General features: G+C 72.5%; 13 protein-coding genes. 2 read left to right on the forward strand and 11 right to left on the reverse strand.

Translation table 11 applies throughout. The features are described 5' to 3' along the window. Nucleotide 1 precedes the first annotated feature (1 nt). Nucleotides 2-2146, reverse strand: a complete 2145-nt coding sequence (locus tag ACZ7LY_RS04910; protein WP_471623090.1) for a SpoIIE family protein phosphatase — start codon at nt 2144-2146, stop codon at nt 2-4. Between the two features lie 144 nt (nt 2147-2290). On the opposite strand from ACZ7LY_RS04910, the gene ACZ7LY_RS04915 reads away from it, so the two are divergent. After that, complete coding sequence (locus ACZ7LY_RS04915; protein ID WP_471623091.1) at nt 2291-6409, forward strand: HAMP domain-containing protein; 4119 nt, start codon at nt 2291-2293, stop codon at nt 6407-6409. Between the two features lie 328 nt (nt 6410-6737). On the opposite strand, the gene ACZ7LY_RS04920 is transcribed toward ACZ7LY_RS04915, so the two are convergent. Both ACZ7LY_RS04920 and lepA read right to left on the reverse strand, forming a co-directional pair. Continuing rightward, nucleotides 6738-8627, reverse strand: a complete 1890-nt coding sequence (locus ACZ7LY_RS04920; RefSeq protein WP_471623092.1) for an AMP-dependent synthetase/ligase — start codon at nt 8625-8627, stop codon at nt 6738-6740. Between the two features lie 252 nt (nt 8628-8879). Further along, complete coding sequence (lepA, locus tag ACZ7LY_RS04925) at nt 8880-10751, reverse strand: translation elongation factor 4 (protein WP_471623093.1); 1872 nt, start codon at nt 10749-10751, stop codon at nt 8880-8882. Between the two features lie 233 nt (nt 10752-10984). Here lepA and rpsT point away from each other — a divergent pair, with 233 nt between their 5' ends. Then, nucleotides 10985-11251, forward strand: coding sequence for a 30S ribosomal protein S20 (rpsT, locus tag ACZ7LY_RS04930; RefSeq protein ID WP_471623094.1), 267 nt, complete (start codon nt 10985-10987; stop codon nt 11249-11251). Between the two features lie 270 nt (nt 11252-11521). Here the strand turns inward: rpsT and holA are convergent, their stop codons facing one another. From holA to leuS, 8 genes are all read right to left on the reverse strand, one after another. Continuing rightward, nucleotides 11522-12508, reverse strand: a complete 987-nt coding sequence (holA, locus tag ACZ7LY_RS04935; protein ID WP_471623095.1) for a DNA polymerase III subunit delta — start codon at nt 12506-12508, stop codon at nt 11522-11524. 68 nt (nt 12509-12576) lie between these two features. Next, nucleotides 12577-12822 (reverse strand): hypothetical protein, encoded by a 246-nt coding sequence (locus ACZ7LY_RS04940; RefSeq protein WP_471623096.1) that lies wholly within the window; start codon nt 12820-12822, stop codon nt 12577-12579. Nucleotides 12823-12943: 121 nt separating this feature from the next. Next, nucleotides 12944-13825, reverse strand: a complete 882-nt coding sequence (locus ACZ7LY_RS04945) for a YceI family protein (protein ID WP_471623097.1) — start codon at nt 13823-13825, stop codon at nt 12944-12946. A 344-nt stretch (nt 13826-14169) separates the two neighbouring features. Continuing rightward, nucleotides 14170-16830 carry a ComEC/Rec2 family competence protein gene (locus tag ACZ7LY_RS04950; protein ID WP_471623098.1) on the reverse strand — a complete coding sequence of 887 codons (2661 nt, stop codon included), beginning with the start codon at nt 16828-16830 and terminating at the stop codon, nt 14170-14172. Next, complete coding sequence (locus ACZ7LY_RS04955) at nt 16827-18062, reverse strand: ComEA family DNA-binding protein (protein ID WP_471623099.1); 1236 nt, start codon at nt 18060-18062, stop codon at nt 16827-16829. The genes ACZ7LY_RS04950 and ACZ7LY_RS04955 overlap by 4 nt, the downstream gene beginning before the upstream one ends. A 214-nt stretch (nt 18063-18276) precedes the next feature. Further along, on the reverse strand, nt 18277-19125 hold the full coding sequence (locus ACZ7LY_RS04960; RefSeq protein WP_471623100.1) for a DegV family protein: 849 nt from the start codon (nt 19123-19125) through the stop codon (nt 18277-18279). A gap of 91 nt (nt 19126-19216) precedes the next feature. After that, entirely contained in the window at nt 19217-19927 is a 711-nt protein-coding gene (locus tag ACZ7LY_RS04965; protein ID WP_471623101.1) for a hypothetical protein, read from the reverse strand. Between the two features lie 171 nt (nt 19928-20098). Beyond that, nucleotides 20099-22993, reverse strand: coding sequence for a leucine--tRNA ligase (leuS, locus tag ACZ7LY_RS04970; RefSeq protein ID WP_471623102.1), 2895 nt, complete (start codon nt 22991-22993; stop codon nt 20099-20101). Nucleotides 22994-23347 lie beyond the last annotated feature (354 nt).

The following is a 23347-nucleotide window of genomic DNA, read 5'->3' on the forward strand; positions in this document are numbered from 1 at the left end:
GTCACCGTGCCTGGAGCACCAGGAGCGCCAGATCGTCGTCGGGCGGGGTCGGCGCGAAGGCGTGCACGAGGCGCCGGATGCGCTCGGCGAGCAGCGGCGCGGACAGCCCGGCGCAGCCCGCGAGGGCCAGGGCGAGGCCGTCGCCGTCGTCGAACTGGCGGGGGCCCGCGCGGCGCTCGGTGACGCCGTCGGTGACGCAGAGCAGGGTGTCGCCGGAGCCCAGCTCGAAGTCCTGGCTGGTGTAGTCGGGGTCGTCGACGACGCCGAGGAGGACCTGCGGGGCGCCGACGGCGACGATCTGGCCGCCGGGCCGCATGAGCAGGGGCAGGGGGTGGCCGGCGGAGGCGAGGGTGCAGGCGACGCCGTACTCGGTGGGGACGAGTTCGCCGTAGAGCAGGGAGAGGAAGCGGGAGGTGGAGCCCTCGGGGGGTACGCCCTGGCCCCCGGCGGCGGCGAGGGCGCGGGCGGCGGCGTCGGCGGCCTCGGTCGCGTCGTCGAGGAGCAGCCGGTTGAGCCGGTCGAGGACCTGGGCGACGGGGTAGCCCTCGCGGGCGAGCAGCCGCAGCCAGGGGCGGGCGAGGCCGATGACGACGGCGGCCTCGGGTCCCTTGCCCTGGACGTCGCCGAGGGCGAAGCACCAGCGGCCGTCCCCGGCGGGGAACACGTCGTAGAAGTCGCCGCCGGGGCCGCCCGCCTCCTTCGGCTCGTAGACGAGGGCGCTCTGCACGCCGGGGATCTCCGCGATGGACGTCGGCAGCAGGCCGCGCTGGAGGATGCGGCTGATGGTGGCCTGGCGGGTGTAGCGGCGGGCGGCGCTGACGGCGAGCGCGACGCGGCGGGCGAAGTCCTCGACGAGCCCGGTGATCTCGTCGGGGAAGCGCGCGACGCCCTCCCGGCCGATGAGCAGCACCCCGAGCGTGCGCCCGCCGGCGGACAGCCGGTACGCGAGCGCCGCCCCGCCGGTCGTGGGCGCCTCCGGCTCCGGCTCCGGCTCCGGTACGACCTGCTCCGGCACGACGTGCTTCGGTACGGGGCTGCCGGGCGCGGGCGCCGCTGGCTCCGGTACGGGGATGCCGGGCGCGGGCGAGTCCCGCTCCGGTACGGGGATGCCGGGCGCCGGGGCCGGGGTCTCGGGGCCGGTGAGGGCGCCCAGGGCGTCCGGGCCGGCCGGAGCGTCCGGGCTGCCGAGGGCGTCCGGCGTGCCGAGGGCGTCCAGGGCGTCCGGCGCGTCCAGCGGCCAGGGCATCGGGACCGCCGCCGTGCGGGCGGAGTCGGGCAGGCGGGGCGGCTCCTTCTCCAGCGTCCGCCGCAGCTCCTCGACGCGGTGTTCGTGCAGATGCCGGACGCGGGCGAGGCGGGGCGCCTGGAGCGGGTCGGCGGAGTCCAGTTCGTGCCCGGCCACGGGCAGCCCGCGCCCTTCCTCGTCGTAGAACCAGACCGCGCACCAGTCGGCGAGCCGGGGCACGAGGAGCTGTCCGACGAGGGCCGCGACCATGTCCTCGTCGAGCTGGCCCGCGAGCATGTCGGACGCTTCGGCGAGGAAGCTGAGCGCGCCCCGGTTGATCCAGTCCCGGTCCTGGGGCGGGCGGACGGGCGCCGGGCCGAGGAGTTCGCTGGCGCGCAGCCCGCGCTGCATGGAGCGCAGGGCGGCGCCCGGGTCGTCGCCCGCGGCGGGTTCGGCGCCCTCGGCGGGCAGCCGGGCCCAGACGGTCTTGGTGCCGGCGCGGTAGGTGATGCCCCAGGCGTCGGCGAGGGCGGCGACGAGGTGCAGGCCCCGGCCGGACTCGGGGGTGCCGGGGTCGCGGCCCGCGCGGTCGTTGCGTACGGCCCGTGCCGGGTGGTGGTCGGTGACCTCGACGACGAGGCCGGCGAGTCCGCCGTCGGCGGCGGGCTCGAAGCGGCACAGCAGGTCGACGTCGGTGCCGGCGTGGACCACGGCGTTCGTCACGAGTTCGCTGAGCACGACGGCGGCGTCGTCGGCGAGCCGCTCGGCGCGGGCGGCGAGGTCGGCGGGCGCCTCGTCCCCGGTGAGGTCCGCGAGGGCGGCGCGCACGAAGCGGCGGGCGGCGGCCGGGGCGAGGGGGTTGCCGGGCAAGGACGTACGCGCGACGGCCGGCCCGTCGTACGGGAATCGTGGCTGGTCCACGGCGGTGAAGGTGGTGTCCCGCTGAAGTGGAAAGGGCCCCACGGTGCGGCTCCTGAACAGTTCGGGCAAAGACGCCTCAGGCGACACGGACAGAGTGACAGACTGACCAGGCCCATACGCTCCGAGTCACCGAAGTGGGCCGCCATGAGTGAGAACAGTGCTATGCGTGAGCCACACACCGGGCCGGACGGGGAGACCATCCGTGCGGCCGATCTACGCCCCCTGCTGGCCGCGCTGACGAGCGCCCGGGACGGGCGTTTCGTCCCGGTTCCGGACGTGGGCGACGGCCTCGCGGGCGAGCTGGGAGCCGTCTTCAACCAGCTCATCGACCGCAGCGTGCACTACAACGTCGAACTGACGCGCGTACGCCGGGAGATCGTGCGGCACGGGCGGCTGGACGAGCGCCTGGAGCCGAGCCCCGGCCAAGGCGCGTGGGCGACCCGGATCAACGACGTCAACACGGTGATCGGCGCCCTGGTCGCCCCCGCCGCCAACGCGACGCGCGTGCTGGACGCGGTGGCGGGCGGTGATCTGACCCAGCGCGTGGACCTGCACGACGGCAACCGCCAGCTCCGGGGCGACCTGCGCCGGCTCGGCCGCGCGGTGAACAAGATGGTGGACCAGCTCTCCCTGTTCACCGGCGAGGTGACGCGGGTGGCCCGCGAGGTCGGCACCGAGGGCCGGCTCGGCGGGCGGGCCAAGGCGCAGGGCCTGTCGGGCAGTTGGCGGGACGTGACCGAGGCCGTCAACACGATGGCGTCGCGGCTGACCGCGCAGGTGCGGGACATCGCGCTGGTGACGACGGCGGTGGCGCGCGGCGACCTGACGCGTACGGTGACGATCGAGGCGACCGGCGAACTGCTGGAGCTGAAGCTGACGGTCAACACGATGGTCGACCAGCTCTCCGCGTTCGCGGACGAGGTGACGCGCGTGGCCCGCGAGGTGGGCACCGAGGGCCAGTTGGGCGGGCGCGCCCAGGTCCGGGGCGTGTCGGGGGTCTGGAAGGACCTCACCGACAACGTCAACTTCATGGCGTCGAACCTGACTTCGCAGGTACGTAACATCGCGCAGGTCACCACGGCCGTCGCCAACGGCGACCTCAGCCAGAAGATCACGGTCGACGCGAAGGGCGAGATCCTCGAACTCAAGTCGACGATCAACACGATGGTCGACCAGCTCTCCGCCTTCGCGGACGAGGTGACGCGGGTCGCCCGCGAGGTGGGCACCGAGGGCCAGTTGGGCGGCCGCGCCCAGGTCCGGGGCGTCTCCGGGGTCTGGAAGGACCTCACCGACAACGTCAACTTCATGGCGGACAATCTGACTTCACAGGTCCGCAACATCGCGCTGGTGTCGACGGCCGTCGCGCAGGGCGACCTCGGCAAGAAGATCACGGTCGAGGCGAAGGGCGAGATCCTGGAGCTGAAATCGACGATCAACACGATGGTCGACCAGCTCTCCGCGTTCGCCGACGAGGTCACGCGCGTCGCCCGCGAGGTCGGCACCGAGGGCAACCTCGGCGGCCAGGCCCAGGTGCGGGGAGTCTCCGGGGTCTGGAAGGACCTCACCGACAACGTCAACTTCATGGCGTTGAACCTGACTTCGCAGGTACGTAACATCGCGCAGGTCACCACGGCCGTCGCGCAGGGCGATCTGTCGAAGAAGATCTCGGTGGACGCGCGCGGCGAGATCCTGGAACTCAAGGACACCGTCAACACGATGGTGGAGCAGTTGCGGGGCTTCGCCGACGAGGTGACCCGCGTGGCCCGCGAGGTCGGCACCGACGGCCGGCTCGGCGGGCGCGCGACCGTGCACGGCGTGTCGGGCGTGTGGAAGGACCTCACCGACAACGTCAACTACATGGCGGACAACCTGACCTCGCAGGTCCGCAACATCGCGCAGGTGGCGACGGCCGTCGCCCAGGGCGACCTGTCGAAGAAGATCGACGTGGACGCGCGCGGGGAGATCCTGGAGCTGAAGACCACCATCAACACGATGGTCGACACGCTCTCCTCGTTCTCCTCCGAGGTGACCCGCGTGGCGCGTGAGGTCGGCTCCGAGGGCCAGTTGGGCGGTCAGGCGCGCGTGGAGGGCGTGTACGGCACGTGGAAGCGCCTCACGACGAACGTGAACGAGCTGGCGTCGAACCTGACCACGCAGGTACGGGCCATCGCGGAGGTCGCCTCGGCGGTGACCCAGGGCGACATGTCCCGCTCGATCACGGTCGACGCGCAGGGCGAGGTCGCGGAGCTGAAGGACAACATCAACCTGATGGTGGCCAACCTCCGCGAGACGACCCGCGCCAAGGACTGGCTGGAGTCGAACCTCGCGCGGCTCGCCGCGCTGATGCAGGGCCACCGCGATCTGATGGAGGTCGCGGACCTGATCCTGCGCGAGCTGACGCCCCTGGTCAACGCGCAGTACGGGGCGTTCTTCCTCGCCGAGCCCGACGAGGACGGCACCCCGATCCGTACGGCGATCCCGGCGAAGGGCCTCGCCTACATCGCGGGGTACGGATCGGCCGCCGCGTCGGTCGTCGACACGGGCGGCATGCCGGTGCACGGGCTGGTGCGGCAGGCGGCGCTGGAGAAGAAGCGCATCCTGGTCGAGGACGCCCCGCCGGACTACATCAAGATCAACAGCGGGCTCGGGGAGGCGGCGCCCGCGTCGGTCGTCATCATCCCGATCCTCTTCGAGGACAAGCTGCTCGGCGTCATCGAACTCGCCTCGTTCTCCCGGTTCTCCGATGTCCACCTGGCCTTCTTCGACCAGTTCGTCAACACCATCGGCGTGGCGATCAACACCATCATCGCCAACTCCCGTACGGAGTCGCTGCTCGGCGAGTCCCAGCGCCTCGCCACCCAGCTCCAGGAGCGCTCGGACGAACTCCAGCGCCAGCAGGCCGAGTTGCAGCGCTCGAACGCGGAGCTGGAGGAGAAGGCGGCTCTCCTGGCGACGAGTTCGCAGTACAAGTCCGAGTTCCTGGCCAACATGTCGCACGAGCTGCGCACCCCGCTGAACTCGCTGCTCATCCTCGCCCGGCTGCTCTCCGACAACCCGGACGGCCATCTCAACGAGCAGGAGGTGCAGTTCGCCACGACGATCCACCGCTCCGGCTCCGACCTGCTCCAGCTCATCAACGACATCCTCGACCTGTCGAAGATCGAGGCGGGCCGCATGGACGTACGCCCCAAGAAGCTGCCGCTGATCAAGCTGCTCGACTACGTCCACGCCACGTTCCGCCCGATCACGCTGGACCGGGGGCTCGCCTTCGAGGTGGCGGTCGGCGAGGAGGTGCCGCGCGAGGTGTTCTCCGACGAGCAGCGCATCCAGCAGATCCTGCGCAACCTGCTGTCCAACGCGATCAAGTTCACCGCGAGCGGCAAGGTGGAGCTGCGGGTGCGGCGCGTGCGGGACGCGGAGCACGAGTACGTGCGCGGCGGTGAGCACCTGATCGCGTTCGCGGTCTCCGACACCGGCATCGGCATCGCCCGCGACAAGCTGCCCGTCATCTTCGAGGCGTTCCAGCAGGCCGACGGCACCACCAACCGCAAGTACGGCGGCACCGGGCTCGGCCTGTCCATCAGCCGGGAACTCGCCGGGCTGCTCGGCGGGCGGATCGTCGCGGAGAGCGAGCCGGGCGTCGGCTCGACGTTCACGCTGTACCTGCCCGTGGTGTACCCGGGGCACGAGCCGGCCCCGGAGGCGGTGCCGGAGATCGCCGCGGTGGCGCCCGACCCGGCGTTCCTGCCGCCCGATCCGCAGGCGGGGCCCCCGGAGTCGTACACGCCGCACGAGCAGGAGGACGCCTGGCCGGTCCCCGCGAAGCTGGAGCGGTGGCAGTCCGGGCTCGCCGGGCGGGTGCTGCCGGGCCGCCGCGTCCTCATCATCGACGACGACGTCCGCAACGTGTTCGCCCTGACGCATGTCCTCGGCCGCGTCGGCATGGCCGTCCTGTACGCGGAGAACGGGCGGGAGGGCATCGAGACGCTGGAGCGCCACCCGGACGTCGAGCTGGTCCTGATGGACATCATGATGCCCGAGATGGACGGTTACGAGACGATCTCCGTGATCCGCTCGACGCCCCGGTGGGCGGGGCTGCCGATCGTGGCGCTGACCGCGAAGGCGATGCCCGGCGACCGCGAGAAGTCCATCGCCCAGGGCGCCAACGACTACGTGCCGAAGCCCGTGGACGTCGAGCAGTTGCTCACGGTCGTCTGCGACCTGCTGACCCCGGCCGAGGAACGGGCCGCCCCCGGCGAGTGAGTGACCGACGGTACGGGGGCCCCGGCCCGCTGACCTGAACGTTGCGCAGTTCCCCGCGCCCCTATCGGGGCCCGGGAGGAGCCGGCGACGGTAGTCGCCCCTCCAGGGGCCCGGGAGGAGGTGGCGACGCAGTCGCCCCGACAGGGGCGCGGGGAACTGCGCGAGCAACCACGACGAAAGTCGAGGAAACCCACCGGCAGAGCCACCCACTCACCCAGGGGCGCGGGGAACTGCGCGACCAGCCACGACGCGAGCCGAGGATACCCACCGGCCGGAGCCACCCACCCCCCCTAACGGCGCCCGGAACTCCCGTACCGCCGCCCGGCGCTCAGCCCTCCCGCGTGCCCGCGTACATGTCGTCCAGAAGATCCTTGTACTCACGCTCGACAACCGGCCGCTTCAGCTTGAGGCTCGGGGTCAGCTCACCATGCTCGATGTCCAGGTCACGCGGGAGCAGCTTGAACTTCTTGATGGTCTGCCAGCGCTGGAGGCCCTGGTTCAGCTCCCGCACATAGCCGTCCACGAGGGCGACCGTCGCGGGCGCGGCGACGACCTCGGCGTACGACTTGCCCTCCAGGCCGTTGTCCTTGGCCCAGTCGAGGATCGCGGGCTCGTCCAGGGCGATGAGCGCGGTGCAGAAGTTCCGGTCGGCGCCGTGCACGAGGATGTTCGACACGTACGGGCACACGGCCTTGAACTGGCCCTCGACCTCGGCGGGCGCGATGTACTTGCCGCCGGAGGTCTTGATGAGGTCCTTCTTGCGGTCGGTGATGCGCAGATAACCGTCGACGGACAGCTCACCGATGTCCCCGGTGTGGAACCAGCCGTCGGACTCCAGCACTTCGGCGGTCTTGTCGGGCAGCCCGTGGTAGCCCTCCATGATGCCGGGTCCGCGCAGCAGGATCTCGCCGTCGTCCGCGATGCGGACCTCGGTGCCGGGCAGCGGCTTGCCGACGGTGCCCGTGCGGTACGCCTCGCCGGGGTTGACGAAGGACGCCGCCGACGACTCGGTCAGCCCGTACCCCTCCAGGATGTGCACGCCGGCGCCCGCGAAGAAGTAGCCGATGTCGGGCGCGAGGGCGGCGGAGCCGGAGATGCAGGCGCGCAGCCGCCCGCCGAACGCCTCGCGCAGCTTGCTGTAGACGAGGGCGTCGGCGACCTTGTGCTTCGAGGCGAGCGCGAAGGGCGCGGAGGCGACGCCGGTGCGCCGGAAGTTGTCCTGGGTGACCTTGGCGTACTCGCGGGCGACGCCGGCCGCCCACTGGAAGATCTTGTACTTGGCGTTGCCGCCCGCGCGGGCCTTGGCGGCGACACCGTTGTAGACCTTCTCGAAGATGCGCGGCACGGCCGCCATGTACGTGGGCTGCACCACCGGCAGGTTCTCGATGATCTTGTCGACACGGCCGTCGACGGCGGTGACGTGCCCGACCTCGATCTGGCCGCTGGTGAGGACCTTGCCGAAGACGTGGGCGAGCGGCAGCCACAGGTACTGCACGTCGTCCGGGCCGACGAGCCCGGTCGCGGCGATGGCGCGGGCCATGTACGACCAGTTGTCGTGCGGCAGGCGCACGCCCTTGGGGCGGCCGGTGGTGCCGGAGGTGTAGATGAGGGTGGCGAGCTGGTCCTTCTGGATCGCGGCGACCCGCTCCTTGACCACCCCGGGGTTCTTCTCCAGGTAGGCGGCGCCGCGCTCCTCCAGCTCCGCGAGGGTCAGCAGCCAGCCTTCGGGGTCGGTGGGGTCGGGCTCGACGCCGGCCGCGTCGATGACGACGACATGGCGCAGCTCGGGCAGGTCGGCGCGGCGCGCGCGGGCCTTGGCGAGCTGGGCGGCGTCCTCGGCGACGAGCACCTTGGAGGAGGAGTCCGACAGGATGAACGCGGACTCCTCGGCGTTGGTCTGCGGGTAGACCGTGGTGGTGGCGGCGCCCGCGCACATGATGCCGAGGTCGGCGAGGATCCACTCGACGCGGGTGGAGGAGGCGAGCGCGACCCGCTGCTCGGCCTCGATGCCCAGCTCCACCAGACCGGCGGCGATCGCGTAGACCCGGCGGGCGGCCTCGGCCCAGCTCAGCGACTTCCACTCGTCGGCGCCCTCGCCGGAGGCGGCGGGCACCGGGTAGCGGTAGGCCTCGGCGTCCGGGGTCGCGGCCACGCGCTCCAGGAAGAGGGACGCCACGGACGGCGGCCGGTTCTCGATCAGGGTCTGTGTGTCGCTCACGACGTCCTCCGGGGCCCGCGACAGCGCGGCTTGTTTAACTGGCGAGTAACCATCGAGCAGTGATCAGGGTAAGGCGCGCTCGCCCGCCGCGTAAGGGGCTCCGGCACTCGACTTCCCTGGGGCTCCCCGGGGCCCTGCCCCGAACGGCGCCGCCCACACACACCCCGCACAAAAGCCGTGGGCCCGACACGCCTGTGCGCGCCGGGCCCACCGCCCCGAACGATCCGTACGGTCCGTGCGACCGCCTCCGGACTACTTCTTGCCCTTGGAGCCGCCGCCGTCGTCGCTGGAGAGCACCGCGATGAAGGCTTCCTGCGGCACCTCGACGGAGCCGACCATCTTCATGCGCTTCTTGCCCTCCTTCTGCTTCTCCAGGAGCTTGCGCTTACGGGAGATGTCGCCGCCGTAGCACTTGGCGAGGACGTCCTTGCGGATCGCGCGGATCGTCTCGCGGGCGATGACGCGAGAGCCGATGGCGGCCTGGATGGGCACCTCGAACGCCTGGCGCGGGATCAGCTCGCGCAGCTTGGCGACGAGCCGCACCCCGTACGCGTACGCCTGGTCGCGATGGGTGATCGCGGAGAAGGCGTCGACCTTGTCGCCGTGCAGCAGGATGTCGACCTTGACCAGGTGCGCGGTCTGCTCGCCCGTGGGCTCGTAGTCGAGCGAGGCGTAGCCGCGAGTCTTGGACTTGAGCTGGTCGAAGAAGTCGAAGACGATCTCCGCGAGCGGCAGCGTGTAGCGGATCTCGACGCGGTCCTCGGAGAGGTAGTCCATGCCGAGCAGCACACCGCGCCGGGTCTGGCACAGCTCCATGATCGCGCCGATGAACTCGCTGGGCGCGAGGATGGTGGCCCGTACGACCGGCTCGTACACCTCGGCGATCTTGCCCTCGGGGAACTCGCTCGGGTTGGTCACCGTGTGCTCGGTGCCGTCCTCCATGAGCACGCGGTAGACCACGTTGGGGGCGGTGGCGATCAGGTCGAGGCCGAACTCGCGCTCCAGGCGCTCGCGGATCACGTCGAGGTGGAGCAGGCCGAGGAAGCCGACGCGGAAGCCGAAGCCGAGCGCGGCGGACGTCTCCGGCTCGTAGACCAGGGCGGCGTCGTTGAGCTGGAGCTTGTCGAGCGCGTCGCGCAGCTCCGGGTAGTCCGAGCCGTCCAGCGGGTACAGGCCGGAGAAGACCATCGGCTTGGGGTCCTTGTACCCGCCGAGTGCCTCTTCGGCGCCCTTGTGCTGGCTGGTGATCGTGTCACCGACCTTGGACTGGCGCACGTCCTTCACGCCGGTGATCAGATAGCCGACCTCGCCGACGCCGAGCCCGTCGGCGGGCAGCATCTCCGGCGAGTTCGTCCCGATCTCCAGCAGCTCGTGCGTGGCGCCGGTGGACATCATCCGGATCCGCTCGCGCTTGTTGAGCTGGCCGTCGATGACACGGACGTACGTGACGACACCGCGGTACGAGTCGTACACCGAGTCGAAGATCATCGCGCGGGCGGGCGCGTCCTGGACGCCGACCGGGGCGGGGATCTGCTCGACGACGCGGTCGAGCAGCGTCTCGACGCCCATGCCGGTCTTCGCGGAGACCTTCAGCACGTCCTCCGGCTGGCACCCGACGAGGTTGGCCAGCTCCTCGGAGAACTTCTCGGGCTGCGCCGCCGGCAGGTCGATCTTGTTCAGTACGGGGATGATCTGGAGGTCGTTCTCCATCGCCAGGTACAGGTTGGCGAGGGTCTGGGCCTCGATGCCCTGGGCGGCGTCGACGAGCAGGACCGTCCCCTCGCACGCGGCGAGCGAGCGCGACACCTCGTACGTGAAGTCCACGTGACCGGGGGTGTCGATCATGTTGAGGATGTGGGTCGCGCCCGCTTTCGGCCCCTCGGACGGGGCCCAGGGCAGCCGCACCGCCTGGGACTTGATCGTGATGCCGCGCTCACGCTCGATGTCCATCCGGTCGAGGTACTGAGCACGCATCTGCCGCTGCTCGACCACTCCCGTCAGCTGGAGCATGCGGTCGGCGAGCGTGGACTTGCCGTGGTCGATGTGCGCGATGATGCAGAAGTTGCGGATCAGAGCCGGGTCGGTACGGCTCGGCTCGGGCACATTGTTAGGGGTCGCGGGCACGCAGGGTCCTGTCTCTTGAGGCGCCTTGCCTCAGGTCGGCCTCGGTTGGGATCGATACGTAGCTTCCATGGTCCCACGGCGGCGGGACTGCGACCGGTTTGGGCCGCTCGGAGCACGGCTGGTAGTGTGGGCGGCTGTGTCTCATGCCCTCTCAGCGCGAGGCACACACCCAGTGAAAATCACCGGTACGGGACCTTCGCGGCCCTGTGCCTGAACCTGCAAAGGCTCATTTCGTGGCGAACATCAAGTCCCAGATCAAGCGGATCAAGACCAACGAGAAGGCGCGGCTGCGCAACAAGGCCGTCAAGTCCTCCCTGAAGACCTCGATCCGCAAGGCCCGTGAGGCCGCTGCCGCGGGTGACGTCGAGAAGGCCACCGAGTACCAGCGCGCTGCCGCGCGTCAGCTCGACAAGGCCGTCTCGAAGGGCGTCATCCACAAGAACCAGGCCGCCAACAAGAAGTCGGCGCTTGCTTCGAAGGTCGCCGCGCTCAAGGGCTGAACCCCTGTCTGACCTGACCTGATCTGACGTCGGCGGGACCCGGGCGGGCCCTCTCTCATCCGCCCCCTTCCGGCACCCCGGCCGGTACGCGGCCTGCGTTCGCCACGCGGGTACCGGCCACCACCAGCATCACCGAAGAACCCCGCTCCACTTCGGAGCGGGGTTTTTTGGTGGGGCGGTTCTTTGGGCGGGCGGTTTTTTCGGGAGGGCCGGGGCCCGGCGATCTCCCTGCCTCCGCGCGGAGTGCTACGCGAAGTGCCACCCGGAGTGCTAGCGGCCTCGGGAGCGGGCCGCTCGGGCGATGGTGACGACCGCTTTCTCCAGGGCGTACTCCGGGTCGTCGCCCGCGCCCTTGACGCCCGCGTCCGCCTCGGCCACCGCGCGGAGTGCGACGGAGACCCCGTCGGGGGTCCAGCCCCGCATCTGCTGACGTACGCGGTCGATCTTCCAGGGCGGCATGCCCAGCTCGCGGGCGAGGTCGGCGGGACGCCCCCCGCGCGCGGAGGACAGCTTGCCGATGGCCCGCACGCCCTGCGCCAGCGCGCTCGTGATGAGCACCGGCGCCACCCCCGTCGCCAGCGACCAGCGCAACGCCTCCAGCGCCTCCGCGGCCCGCCCCTCGACGGCCCGGTCGGCGACGGTGAAGCTGGACGCCTCGGCACGGCCCGTGTAGTACCGCCCGACGACGGCCTCATCGATCGTGCCCTCGATGTCCGCCCCGAGCTGCGTGACGGCGGACGCCAGCTCGCGCAGGTCGCTGCCGAGGGCGTCGACGAGCGCCTGGCACGCCTCCGGCGTCGCGGACCGCCCGAGCGTCCGGAACTCGGTGCGGACGAACGCCAGCCGGTCCGCCGGCTTGGTCATCTTCGGGCAGGCGACCTCACGGGCCCCCGCCTTACGGGCCGCGTCGAGCAGGCCCTTGCCCTTGGTGCCGCCCGCGTGCAGCAGGACGAGGGTGATCTCCTCGACGGGCGAGCCGAGGTACGCCTTGACGTCCTTGACGGAGTCCGCCGACAGATCCTGCGCGTTACGCACGACGACGACCTTGCGCTCGGCGAACAGCGACGGGCTCGTCAGCTCCGCCAGCGTCCCGGGCTGGAGCTGGTCCGAGCTGAGGTCGCGCACGTCGGTGTCGGCGTCGGCGGCACGGGCCGCCGCCACCACCTGCTGCACCGCGCGGTCGAGCAGCAGGTCCTCCTGGCCCACCGCGACGGTGACGGGGGCGAGCGGATCGTCGTTTGCAGTCTTCCTGGCCATCGCGCCCAGCATCCCACGCCCCACTGACAACCGGGCCGCCCGAGCCGCCGCGAGGCCCGCCGGAGCCCCTACGGCTCCTCGCGCCAGCCCTCCCACTCGGCGGCGAACTCGTCGAGCTCCGCCGGGTCGAGCCGCCCCCGCTCGTCCTCCACGACGACCAGCCACTGCGCGTCCTCGGCGTCGTCCTCCCCGGCGAGCGCGTCCCGGACGAGCTGCGGCTCCTCGGCGACGCCGAACCGCTCCCCCAACGCCTGCGCGACCTCCTCGGCGGCATCGCGGTCGGGCAGTACCAGTACGTGTCTCACATCGCTCACGCCCCTATTTTCGGCTACGCCGGACCTACGGGTGCGCTTGGCCTACGGGTGCGCCGGGGCTGCGGGCACGCCGGACCTGCGGGTGCGCCGGGGCTGCGGGCACGCTGGGCCTGCGGCGGCGTCAGCCCTTGGGCACGATCTGCACGTCCAGCTCGATCCTGACGCTGGAGCCGACGGCGGCGATACCGCGCGCGAGCATCGTCTGCCAGCTCACGGTGAAGTCGTCGCGGTGCAGTTCGGCGGTGGCGCGGCAGGCGACCCGCTGCTCGCCCTCCATGCCGTTGCCAAGCCCCAGGTACTCCGCGTCCAGCGTCACCGTACGGGTCACGCCGTGCAGCGACAGCGCTCCGGTGATCGCCCAGCGGCTGCCGCCCTTGTGGACGAAGCGGTCGCTGTAGAACTCCAGCGTCGGGAACCGCTCCACGTCCAGGAAGTCCGCCGACCGCAGATGGTCGTCCCGCATCTTCACGTTCGTGTCGATGGACGCCGCGTCGATGACCACGTGCATCGCCGACTGCTCCACCCGCTCGGCCACCCGCAGCGCCCCCGCGAACGTGTTGAACCTGCCGTGGATCCGCGCCAGACCGATGTGCCGCGCGGTGAAGGCGATGGAGGAGTGCGTCGGCTCGATCTCCCAGTCCCCGGCCGAGGGCAACTGCGGCGGCGGGGCGACCTGGAGCGTGAGGTCCCCGAGCGCCGCGTGCCCGCTGTCCGCGACGGACGTCGCCCCGTGGAAGGGCGCGTACCCCTCGGCCGACACCGCCACCCGGTACTCCCCCGCCGGCACCGCCGCCATGAACGAGCCATAAGGGTCGGCGCCCCCGCTGAGCACCTTGCGGCCCATCGCGTCGGTGACGGCCAGCTCGGCGCCGCGCACCGGCTCGCTCACCGGGTCGAGGACACGGCAACTGAGCACTCCCGCACCGGAGGGCACCGTCAACCCCGAGAAGGGACTTGTCCGTTGAGCCCGGTTCGTACGGTTTTCCAGCCAGCGGCCGAACATGACCCATCCACCCCAGTGCGCTGTGACGATTTCCGTTGCCTGATGAACGAAGAAGCATTCGACCACCGTTGCGGCTTTCGAGGCAACACGAGCCCACATCACGGGAATGGCGAGGAAGGGGCGACCCTGCCCGCGCCTGTGCCGAATTCCCCCTTCCGGTTCCTGTTTCGCCAGCTCAGCGGCATTTCTACTCGGCGGTAGCGAGGGCGGGGTCCGAGTGGCCTCTCCCCGGCCGCAGCGCTCAGGCCGCGCCCGCCCGAAGCGCCCCGCCCTCACCGTCCGCCCGGGCCTGGTCGTCGTGCGCGCCCCTGCCCCCGCTCGTACGGGCCGGTGGCGCCGCCGGATCAGGGGCCGTTACGCGCCACTTCCAGCCGCCCCCTCCCGTCCGTCACCACCGCGACCGCGCCGTCCCGGTCCGTCCGCAGCACCGCCGCCCCGCCCGCGCTCAACGCTCGCGTCGTCCTCGGCGCCGGATGCCCGTACGGGTTGTCGGCGCCCACTGAGATCAAGGCGAGCCGGGGCGCCAGCCGCCGCAGCAGCTCCGGGTCCTGGTACGCGGAACCGTGGTGCGCCACCTTCACCACGTCCACCCCCGCGAGCGCCGCCCCCGCCGGGGTCCGCGCCAGGGCGCGCTGGGCGGCCGGTTCCAGGTCGCCGAGGAGCAGCAGGCTCAGCCCGGCGACGCGCACGAGCAGGGTGACGCTCGCGTCGTTGGGCCCGTCCGGGTCCGGCGCCGGGCGTGGCGGCGGCCACAGCACCCGCCAGTCCAACGGCCCCGCCCGGCGCCGCTCCCCCGCCACCGCGGTCACCATCGGCACCCCGGCGCCGGCCGCGAGCGCCCGGACAAGCGCCACCTGCTCGGCCGGCCGCGCGAACCCCGTCGTCTCGATCGCGCCGACCCGCCGCCCCCGCAACACCCCGGACAGGCCCGCCACATGATCCGCGTGGAAGTGCGTGAGCAGCACCAACGGCACCTCGCTGATCCCGAGCGACCGCAGGCACCGGTCCACCAGCACCGGGTCGGGGCCCGCGTCCACCACCACCCCGGCGCCCGGCCCGGCAGCCAGGACCAGCGCGTCCCCCTGCCCTACGTCGCACATCACGAGCCGCCAACCGGGCGGCGGCCAGCCCGTGATGACCCGGGTCAGCGGCGGTGGACGCACCACCACCAGGAGCAACGCCAGCACGCAACACCCCGTCAGCCACGGCGACCTGATCACCCGGCGCCCTCCGACGACGACCACCACCGTGCCGAGCGCGAGCAGCGCCCCGCCGGACCAGCCGCCCGGCCAGTCCACCCCGCTGCCCGGCAGGGCCGCGCCGGTGCGGGCGATGTCGGCGATCCAACCGGCGGGCCAACTCCCGCACCAGGCCAGCCCCTTCGCCACCGGCATCGCCACGGGCGCCGCCGCCAGCGCCGCGAACCCGAGCACGGTGGCGGGCCCCACGGCGAACTCCGCCAGCAAGTTGCACGGCACCGCCACCAGACTCACCCGCGCCGCCAGCACGGCGACGACCGGCGCGCACACCGCCTGCGCCGCGGCCGCCGCGCCGAGCGCCTGCGCCCACCGCTCCGGCACCCCGCGCCCGCGCAGCGCCGCGCTCCATCTGGGCGCCAGCGTCAGCAGGGCCCCGGTGGCGAGGACGGACAGCAGGAACCCGTAACTCCGGGCCAGCCACGGGTCGTAGAGGACCAGGAGCAGGACCACCGTGGCCAGCGCGGGGACGAGTGATCTGCGGCGCCCGGTCGCCACGGCCAGCAGCGCGACCGCCCCGCACGCCGCCGCGCGCAGCACGCTCGGCTCGGGCCGGCACACCACCACGAACCCCAGGGTGAGCAGCCCGCCGCCGAGAGCCGTCATCCGCAGCGACAGCCCGATGCGGGGTGCGAGGCCGCGCCGCTCGGCGAGATGAGCCGTCCCCGCCGGCCCGATCAACAGGGCGAGCAGCAACGTGAAGTTCGCCCCGCTCACGGCCATGAGGTGCAGGAGGTCCGTCGCCTGGAACGCCGCGTGCAGGTCGGGCGACACCCGGGCCGTGTCCCCGATGACCAGGCCGGGCAGCAGCGCCCGCGCGTCCGACGGCAGTCCGTCCGTCGCCTCCCGCAGCCCCGCGCGCAGCCGCCCGGCGAACCGCTGGGCCCCGCTCGGCCCGCCGATGACGTGCGGCGGCGCGCCCCGCTCCGCCCGCAGCACCGCCGCGACCCGGTCCCCGCCCGACAGCGGTGGCGCGAGCGAGCCCGTCACCCGCAGCCGCGTACTCGGCAGCAGCGCCAGCCACGCCTTTACTGACCCGCCCCCAGGGCCCCGGGCGCGGGCCGCGTCGACGAGGACGAGGACCGGGGTGCGCGTGCGGGCGTCCGTCCCGTCGCTCGCCGTCACCCGTACCACCTCCGCCTCCACGACCACGACACTCGGCGCCGCGTGATCCCCGCTGATCCGGGGCTTGCTGAGGCGGGGGTCGGCGGTGACTTCCACCTCGGCGCCGATGCGCGCGTACCGCCCGGCGAGTTCCGGCAGGGGGCCTCGGCGCAGGTCCGCCCCGTGCAGCCCGGCGGAGGCCGCCGACGCCCCGACACAGAGCAGCAGCACGGCGACCGAGGGGCGCCGCCAGGCTCTCCCGCCGGAGCGCGCGCCGCTGGTGCGGGCCGTCGTGAGCAGCGCCGCGCCGAGCACCAGGCACGCCACCGCCACGACCGCCGCCGTCCATCCGGGCGCCGTCAGGGCCACGGCCGCCGTCGCCCAGGCCGCCAGCGCGGGCGCGACCAGCCGCAGATCCAGCGGCTCGGAGGGCTCCGGCGGTTGGGACGGTTCCGGCGGTTCGGACGGCTTCAGCGGTTCGGGCGGTTCCGGCGGCTCCAGCGGTGCGGACGGTTCCGGCGGGAGGCCCGCCCTGCCTGCCGCCGACGCTTCCCCGCCGGGCCTGGCCTCCCCGCCGGGCCCGGCGTCCGCACCGGCTCCGGCGTCCGCCCCGGGCGCCCGCTCCCGCGCGCGTACGCCCCTCATGGCTGCACGAGCTTTCGCAGGTCCTCGAAGCGGCGGTCGCCGATGCCGTTGACCTCGCGGAGTTCGTCGATCGAGCGGAATCCCCCGTGTTCCGTGCGGTAGTCGATGATGTGCTGGGCCAGCACCGGGCCGACCCCGGGCAGTGTGTCGAGTTGCTGCAAGGTCGCCGTGTTCAGCGGGATCACGCCCCCGGCCGCAGCGCCCCCGGACCCCGATCCACCCGGCCCCGCTCCCCCCGGACCCGCAGCCCCGGCAGCCGCACCGCCGCTCACCGCGCCCCCAGCCGGCCCGGGAACCGGCGCCGGTTTCTCCCCCACGAGGATCTGCTCGCCGTCCATCACCAGGCGGGCGCGGTTGAGGCCGGCCAGGTCGGTGCCGGGCCGCACGCCCCCGGCCGCGCGCAGGGCGTCGGCCACCCGGGCGCCGCTCGGCAACCGCTGGACCCCGGGCCGCCGCACCTTCCCGCCGACGTCCACGACGACCACGCCCCCGGCAGCAGCCCCCTGCGCGGCACCGGCCGCCGCTCCCGGCGCGCTCACCCCCGGCGACGCCCCGGCCCCCGCCGGCCGCCCGTCCCGGCCCGCGCCCTCCGCGCCGGAACCGCCCGCACCTGCCTCGCCCTCCCCGGGGCCGGAACCCGCCCGCACCACTTCCGGCGCCCGCACCGGCTGGGTACGCCCCGCCCAGAAGTGCTGCACGGCGAACAGGGCCACGACCACGACCAGCAGCGCCAGCGCGATCGCACCCCGCCGCTCGATCCCGCACCGGGACTGCACCCACAGCGGCAGCCGATCCCGTAAGGCGAGCCCGGCCCGAGCCCTCCACGAAGCGCGGCCCGCACCGGCTCCCTCCGGGACCGAAGCCGAAGCCCCCGGCACCGGCGCCTCCCCCGGCACCGACGCGACCGCCCCCTCCGGAGCCAAGACAGCAGACGGCACCGGAGCACCCGGCCCGAAAGAAGCCCCCGCACCCGCACTCCCACCCGGCGGCGCGAACAACGCCTCCGCCCGCAGCCGCAACCGCTCCCCCTCGGCGCCCGCCCCCGCGTCCCAGCCGGGCGCCGCCCGCGGCCGGGACCGGGGCCGCAGCCGCGCCGAAGGGCCGGGGCCGGGGCGGTGCCGAGGAGGCGCGGGACGGAGCCGGCGCCGAGTGCGCGTACGGATGTCGGAGCGCGGGCCGCGTCCGGGCCCGCTGGATGCCTGTGCTGTCCGGGACAGTGATCGAAGTGCCATGCCCGTGACGGTAGGCGCCCCCGGACCAACAAGTGGATCTTGGTCAATTCCCGGGGAAAACCCCATAGTTGTGGATAACTCCGTCACCCGTACGAGCGAACACCCCCACGAAAGACAAGGCCCTACCCGAGAACCCGCCCCTACCCGGGAGCACGCCCCTCACCGAAAACACGGCCCCTCAACGAGAGCCCGCCCCTCGCAGAGAACTCGCCCCTCACGGCCGGGCCGACACCACGACCCCAAGCAACCCGGGCCCGGTATGCGCCCCGATCACCGCCCCGACCTCACTGACGTGCAACTCCCCGAGCCCCGGCACCCGCTCCCGCAGCCACTCCGCCAGCGCCTCGGCGCGCTCGGGGGCGGCGAGATGGTGGACGGCGATGTCGACCGGCTGGTCGCCCGCCCGTTCGGCGACGATCTCCTGCAACCGGGCGATGGCCTTAGACGCCGTACGGACCTTCTCCAGCGGCTCGATGCGACCGCCTTCGAGCCGCAGCAGGGGCTTGACCGCGAGCGCGGAGCCGAGCAGGGCCTGCGCCGCGCCGATCCGGCCGCCCCGGCGCAGATAGTCCAGGGTGTCGACGTAGAAGAAGGCGCTGGTCCCGGCGGCCCGCTTCTCCGCCGCCGCCACCGCCTCGTCGACGGTGCCGCCGGCCTCCGCCGTCTCCGCCGCCGTCAGCGCGCAGAAGCCGAGCGCCATCGCCACCATGCCGGTGTCGACGACGCGGACCGGCACCGGCGCCTCCTTGGCGGCGAGCACGGCGGCGTCGTACGTACCGGAGATCTCGGCGGACAGGTGCAGGGAGACGATTCCGGTGGCGCCGGACTCGGCGGCCTCGCGGTAGGTCCGCGCGAACTGCTCGGGGCTCGGTCTCGACGTCGTCACCGGCCGGCGCTTGCGCAGCGCCTCGGCGACCGAGCGGGCGGAGATCTCCGTGCCCTCTTCGAGCGCCTGGTCGCCCAGGACCACGGTCAGCGGCACCGCCGTGATGCCGTGGCGCTCCATCGTCCGCTGCGGCAGGTAGGCCGTGGAATCGGTGACGATAGCGACATGGCGGGACATGCACCGGAGGTTACCCGCCGGGGCCGCCGTGCGGCAGCCCGGCCCCCGCGCGCGTACGCGTACCGAGGTGCCCGATCAGGTCAGGCGCCGCTCAAGTCGTGCTCTCCGGACGGACGTTCTTCTGCCACGGGTAGACCGGCCGCACCCCGGGCGGCGTGATCGCGGGCCGCGCCTGCTCCCGCCCCGAGTGGCCCTGCACCCCCGCGCCGGAGACACCGGCCGAACCCCCGGAGTGGCCCGCCGACGCCGCCGGCCCCGGCTCCGTCGTCCAGTGCCGCAGCGCCCCCGCCTCCAGGTCGATCTGGAGGCTGAGCGCGTCGAGGTCCTCGCGCTGGAACTGCCCGGCCCGGTCCCGCGCCGCGTGCCGCAGCGCGTCCGCCGACGCCGTGATCTGGTGCGTACGGGCGCGCAGCTCGGGCAGGGCGTCCCGCACATGGCCCTTGTCCGGCTCGCTCTCCAGCCGCTTCAGTTCGGCGTCCACCTCGTGGCCGTGGGCGCTGAGCCGCTCGAACAGGCCGAGGGACTCCTTCAGTGTCGGATCGTCGCCCACGCGCGCGTGCAGCGCGTCCTGCGTGGCCCGCATCGACGTGCGCAGTCCGAGCCGCAACTGTGCCAGTTCGCTCGCCGGGCCCATCTGGTAGCTCTTGGCGCGCAGCGTGGTGTCCTCGACGGTTCTGCGCGCCTGCGCCACCGTGCGGTCCACGCAGCGCTTGGCGGCGCCGACGGCCTTCACCGTCGCGTACGCGCCCAGCGCGACGAACGCGATGAAGATCAGCGCCACGATCACCAGCACAGCTTCCACGGCGCTCCTCCGATTCGTCGATCCAGCCCCGTCGGCGCCTCTCGCGCCCGCCCTCTCCACCGTAAACGGAACGGGCAGGCTGAGGGTTCCATCGGAACCCCCAACCTGCCCGTAGGGAACAACCCTGAGTGCGTCACGCAGGCACCATTACGCAGGCCTACGCAGGCACGATCACGCAGGCACGATGTTCACCAGCTTCGGCGCCCGCACGATCACCTTGCGGATGCCGGCGCCGTCCAGCGCGGCGACGACCTTCTCGTCGGCCAGGGCGACCTTCTCCAGCTCCTCGTCGGAGATCGAGGGGGACACCTCCAGGCGCGCCTTGACCTTGCCCTTGACCTGCACGACGCAGGTGACGGACTCGTCGACGACGTACGCGGGGTCGGCGACGGGGAAGTCCTGGTGGACGACGGAGTCGGTGTGGCCCAGGCGGCGCCACAGCTCCTCGGCGATGTGCGGGGCCAGCGGCGCGACCAGCAGCACCAGGCGCTCGGCGACCGAACGCGGCAGGGAGCCGCCCGCGTACGACTTCACCAGGTGGTTGTTCAGCTCGGTGACCTTGGCGATGGCGGTGTTGAACCGCATGCCCTCCAGGTCGCCGCGCACGCCGTCGACGGCCTTGTGCAGGGCGCGCAGGGTGTCCACGTCGATCTCCGACTCGGGCACGTCCGCGACGGTGACCTCACCGGTCGACTCGTCGACGATGTTGCGCCACATGCGCTGCAACAGCCGGAACTGGCCGACCACCGCGCGCGTGTCCCACGGCCGCGACACGTCCAGCGGGCCCATCGCCATCTCGTACAGGCGCAGCGTGTCCGCGCCGTACTCGGAGCAGATCTCGTCGGGCGTGACCGCGTTCTTCAGGGACTTGCCCATCTTGCCCAGCAGCCGGGAGACCTTCTCGCCCTGGTAGTAGTACGCGCCGTCGCGCTCCTCCACCTCGGCGGCCGGTACGGCGATGCCGCGCGCGTCGCGGTACACGTACGCCTGGATCATGCCCTGGTTGAACAGCTTGTGGAACGGCTCGGCCGACGAGATGTGGCCCAGGTCGAACAGCACCTTCGACCAGAAGCGCGCGTACAGCAGGTGCAGCACGGCGTGCTCGGCGCCGCCGACGTACAGGTCGACGCCGCCGGTGGGCATGCCCTCGCGCGGGCCCATCCAGTACTGCTCGACGGCCGGGTCGACCAGCTTCTCGTCGTTGTGCGGGTCCAGGTAGCGCAGCTCGTACCAGCAGGAGCCGGCCCAGTTGGGCATGGTGTTGGTCTCGCGGCGGTACTTCTTGGGGCCGTCGCCCAGGTCCAGGGTGACGTTCACCCAGTCCTCGTTGCGCGACAGCGGCGTCTCGGGCTGCGTGTCCGCGTCGTCCGGGTCGAAGGTGCGCGGGCTGTAGTCCTCGACCTCGGGCAGCTCCAGCGGCAGCATCGACTCGGGCAGCGGGTGGGCGATGCCGTCCTCGTCGTAGACGATCGGGAAGGGCTCGCCCCAGTAGCGCTGGCGGCTGAACAGCCAGTCACGCAGCCGGAAGTTGACCGTGCCGTGGCCGATGCCCTTGCGCTCCAGCCACTCGGTCATGCGGGCCTTGGCGTCGGCGACGCCCAGGCCGTCCAGGGCGATCTCGTCGTTCGCCGAGTTCACCAGCGTCGCGTCGGCCGCGATGAACGCGTCGTCCCAGGCCGCCGGGTCGGTGCCGCGCTCGTCGGTGGGCTGGACGACGCAGCGCATCGGCAGCTCGAAGGCGCGCGCGAAGGCGAAGTCGCGGGCGTCGTGCGCGGGGACGGCCATGATCGCGCCGGTGCCGTAGCCCATCAGGACGTAGTCCGCGATGAAGACGGGGACCTGCTCGCCGCTGACCGGGTTCGTCGCGTACGCGCCCGTGAAGACGCCGGTCTTCTCCTTGGCGTCGGCCTGGCGCTCGACGTCCGACTTGGCGGCGGCCTGCTTGCGGTAGGCGACGACGGCCTCGGCGGGGGTGGCGTGGCCGCCGGTCCACACCTCGTGGGTGCCCTCGGGCCAGGCGTCGGGCGTGATCTTCTCGACCAGCTCGTGCTCGGGCGCCAGGACCATGTAGGTGGCGCCGAACAGGGTGTCCTGGCGGGTGGAGAAGACCGTGATGACGTCGTCGGAGCCGTCGAAGCCGAAGTCGATGCGGGCGCCCTCGGAGCGGCCGATCCAGTTGCGCTGCTGCAGCTTGATCGCCTCGGGCCAGTCCAGGCCGTCCAGGTCGTCCAGCAGGCGGTCCGCGTACGCGGTGATCCGCATGTTCCACTGGCGCAGCTTGGCCTTGAAGACGGGGAAGTTGCCGCGCTCGGAGCGGCCGTCGGCGGTGACCTCCTCGTTGGCCAGGACGGTGCCCAGGCCCGGCGCCCAGTTGACGGGCGCGTCGGAGGCGTACGCCAGGCGGTATTCGCCCAGCAGGTCGGCGCGCTCGGCGGCGGTCAGCTCGGACCAGGCGCGGCCGCCGGGGACGGCACGCTCACCGGTCTCGAACTGCTGGACCAGCTCGGCGATCGGACGGGCCTTCTTCAGCTCGTCGTCGTACCAGGAGTTGAAGATCTGCAGGAAGATCCACTGCGTCCACTTGTAGTACTCCGGGTCGATCGTGGCGAACGACCGGCGCTTGTCGTGGCCGAGGCCCAGGCGGCGCAGCTGCGCCTTCATGTTCTCCATGTTGGCCTCGGTCGACGTGCGCGGGTGGGTGCCCGTCTGCACGGCGTACTGCTCGGCGGGCAGGCCGAACGCGTCGAAGCCCAGGGTGTGCAGCACGTTGTGCCCGGTCATGCGCTGGAAGCGCGCGTAGACGTCCGTGGCGATGTAGCCCAGCGGGTGGCCGACGTGCAGGCCCGCACCCGAGGGGTACGGGAACATGTCCATGACGAACTTCTTGGGGCGGGCCGCGACCTCCGCGTCGCCCGCCAGGTCGCCGCTCGGGTTCGGCGCCTCGTAGGTGCCCTCGGCGTCCCAGAAGTCCTGCCAGCGTGCCTCGATGTCGGCGGCCATGGCCGCCGTGTAGCGGTGCGGCGCGACCGCCGCCTCGGAAGCGGCGGCGGTGTTCGTCTCGCTCATGATCCTCAAAGCTCCATCGATCGTCTCTGCCAGCGGCCTCTGCCGAAATGAAAAAGCCCCTCGCACAGGAGGGGACGCCGCGCCGATGCCGACCTCACGCCCTGGGGCGGGTCGGGACTGATCAGCGCGGCTCGCTAAGCAGGAGGCGTACGGCACGCATGGCGTCAGGGTACCGCAGGCCCCGCGCGGGCCGCGACGGGCTTGCCCGCGGCCCGCTACGCGCGCGTGGTTACCCGGCGTACCGGACGCTACCGGGGCAACGCGCATAGCAGTACGCCCCCGCCCTGCGGCCGGATGCGGCAAACCTCGTACCGCCTGGTATGCGCCGACCTAGAGTGCGGGGCCAGTGGGTCC

It is taken from the genome of Streptomyces sp. NPDC107550, from assembly GCF_055639095.1.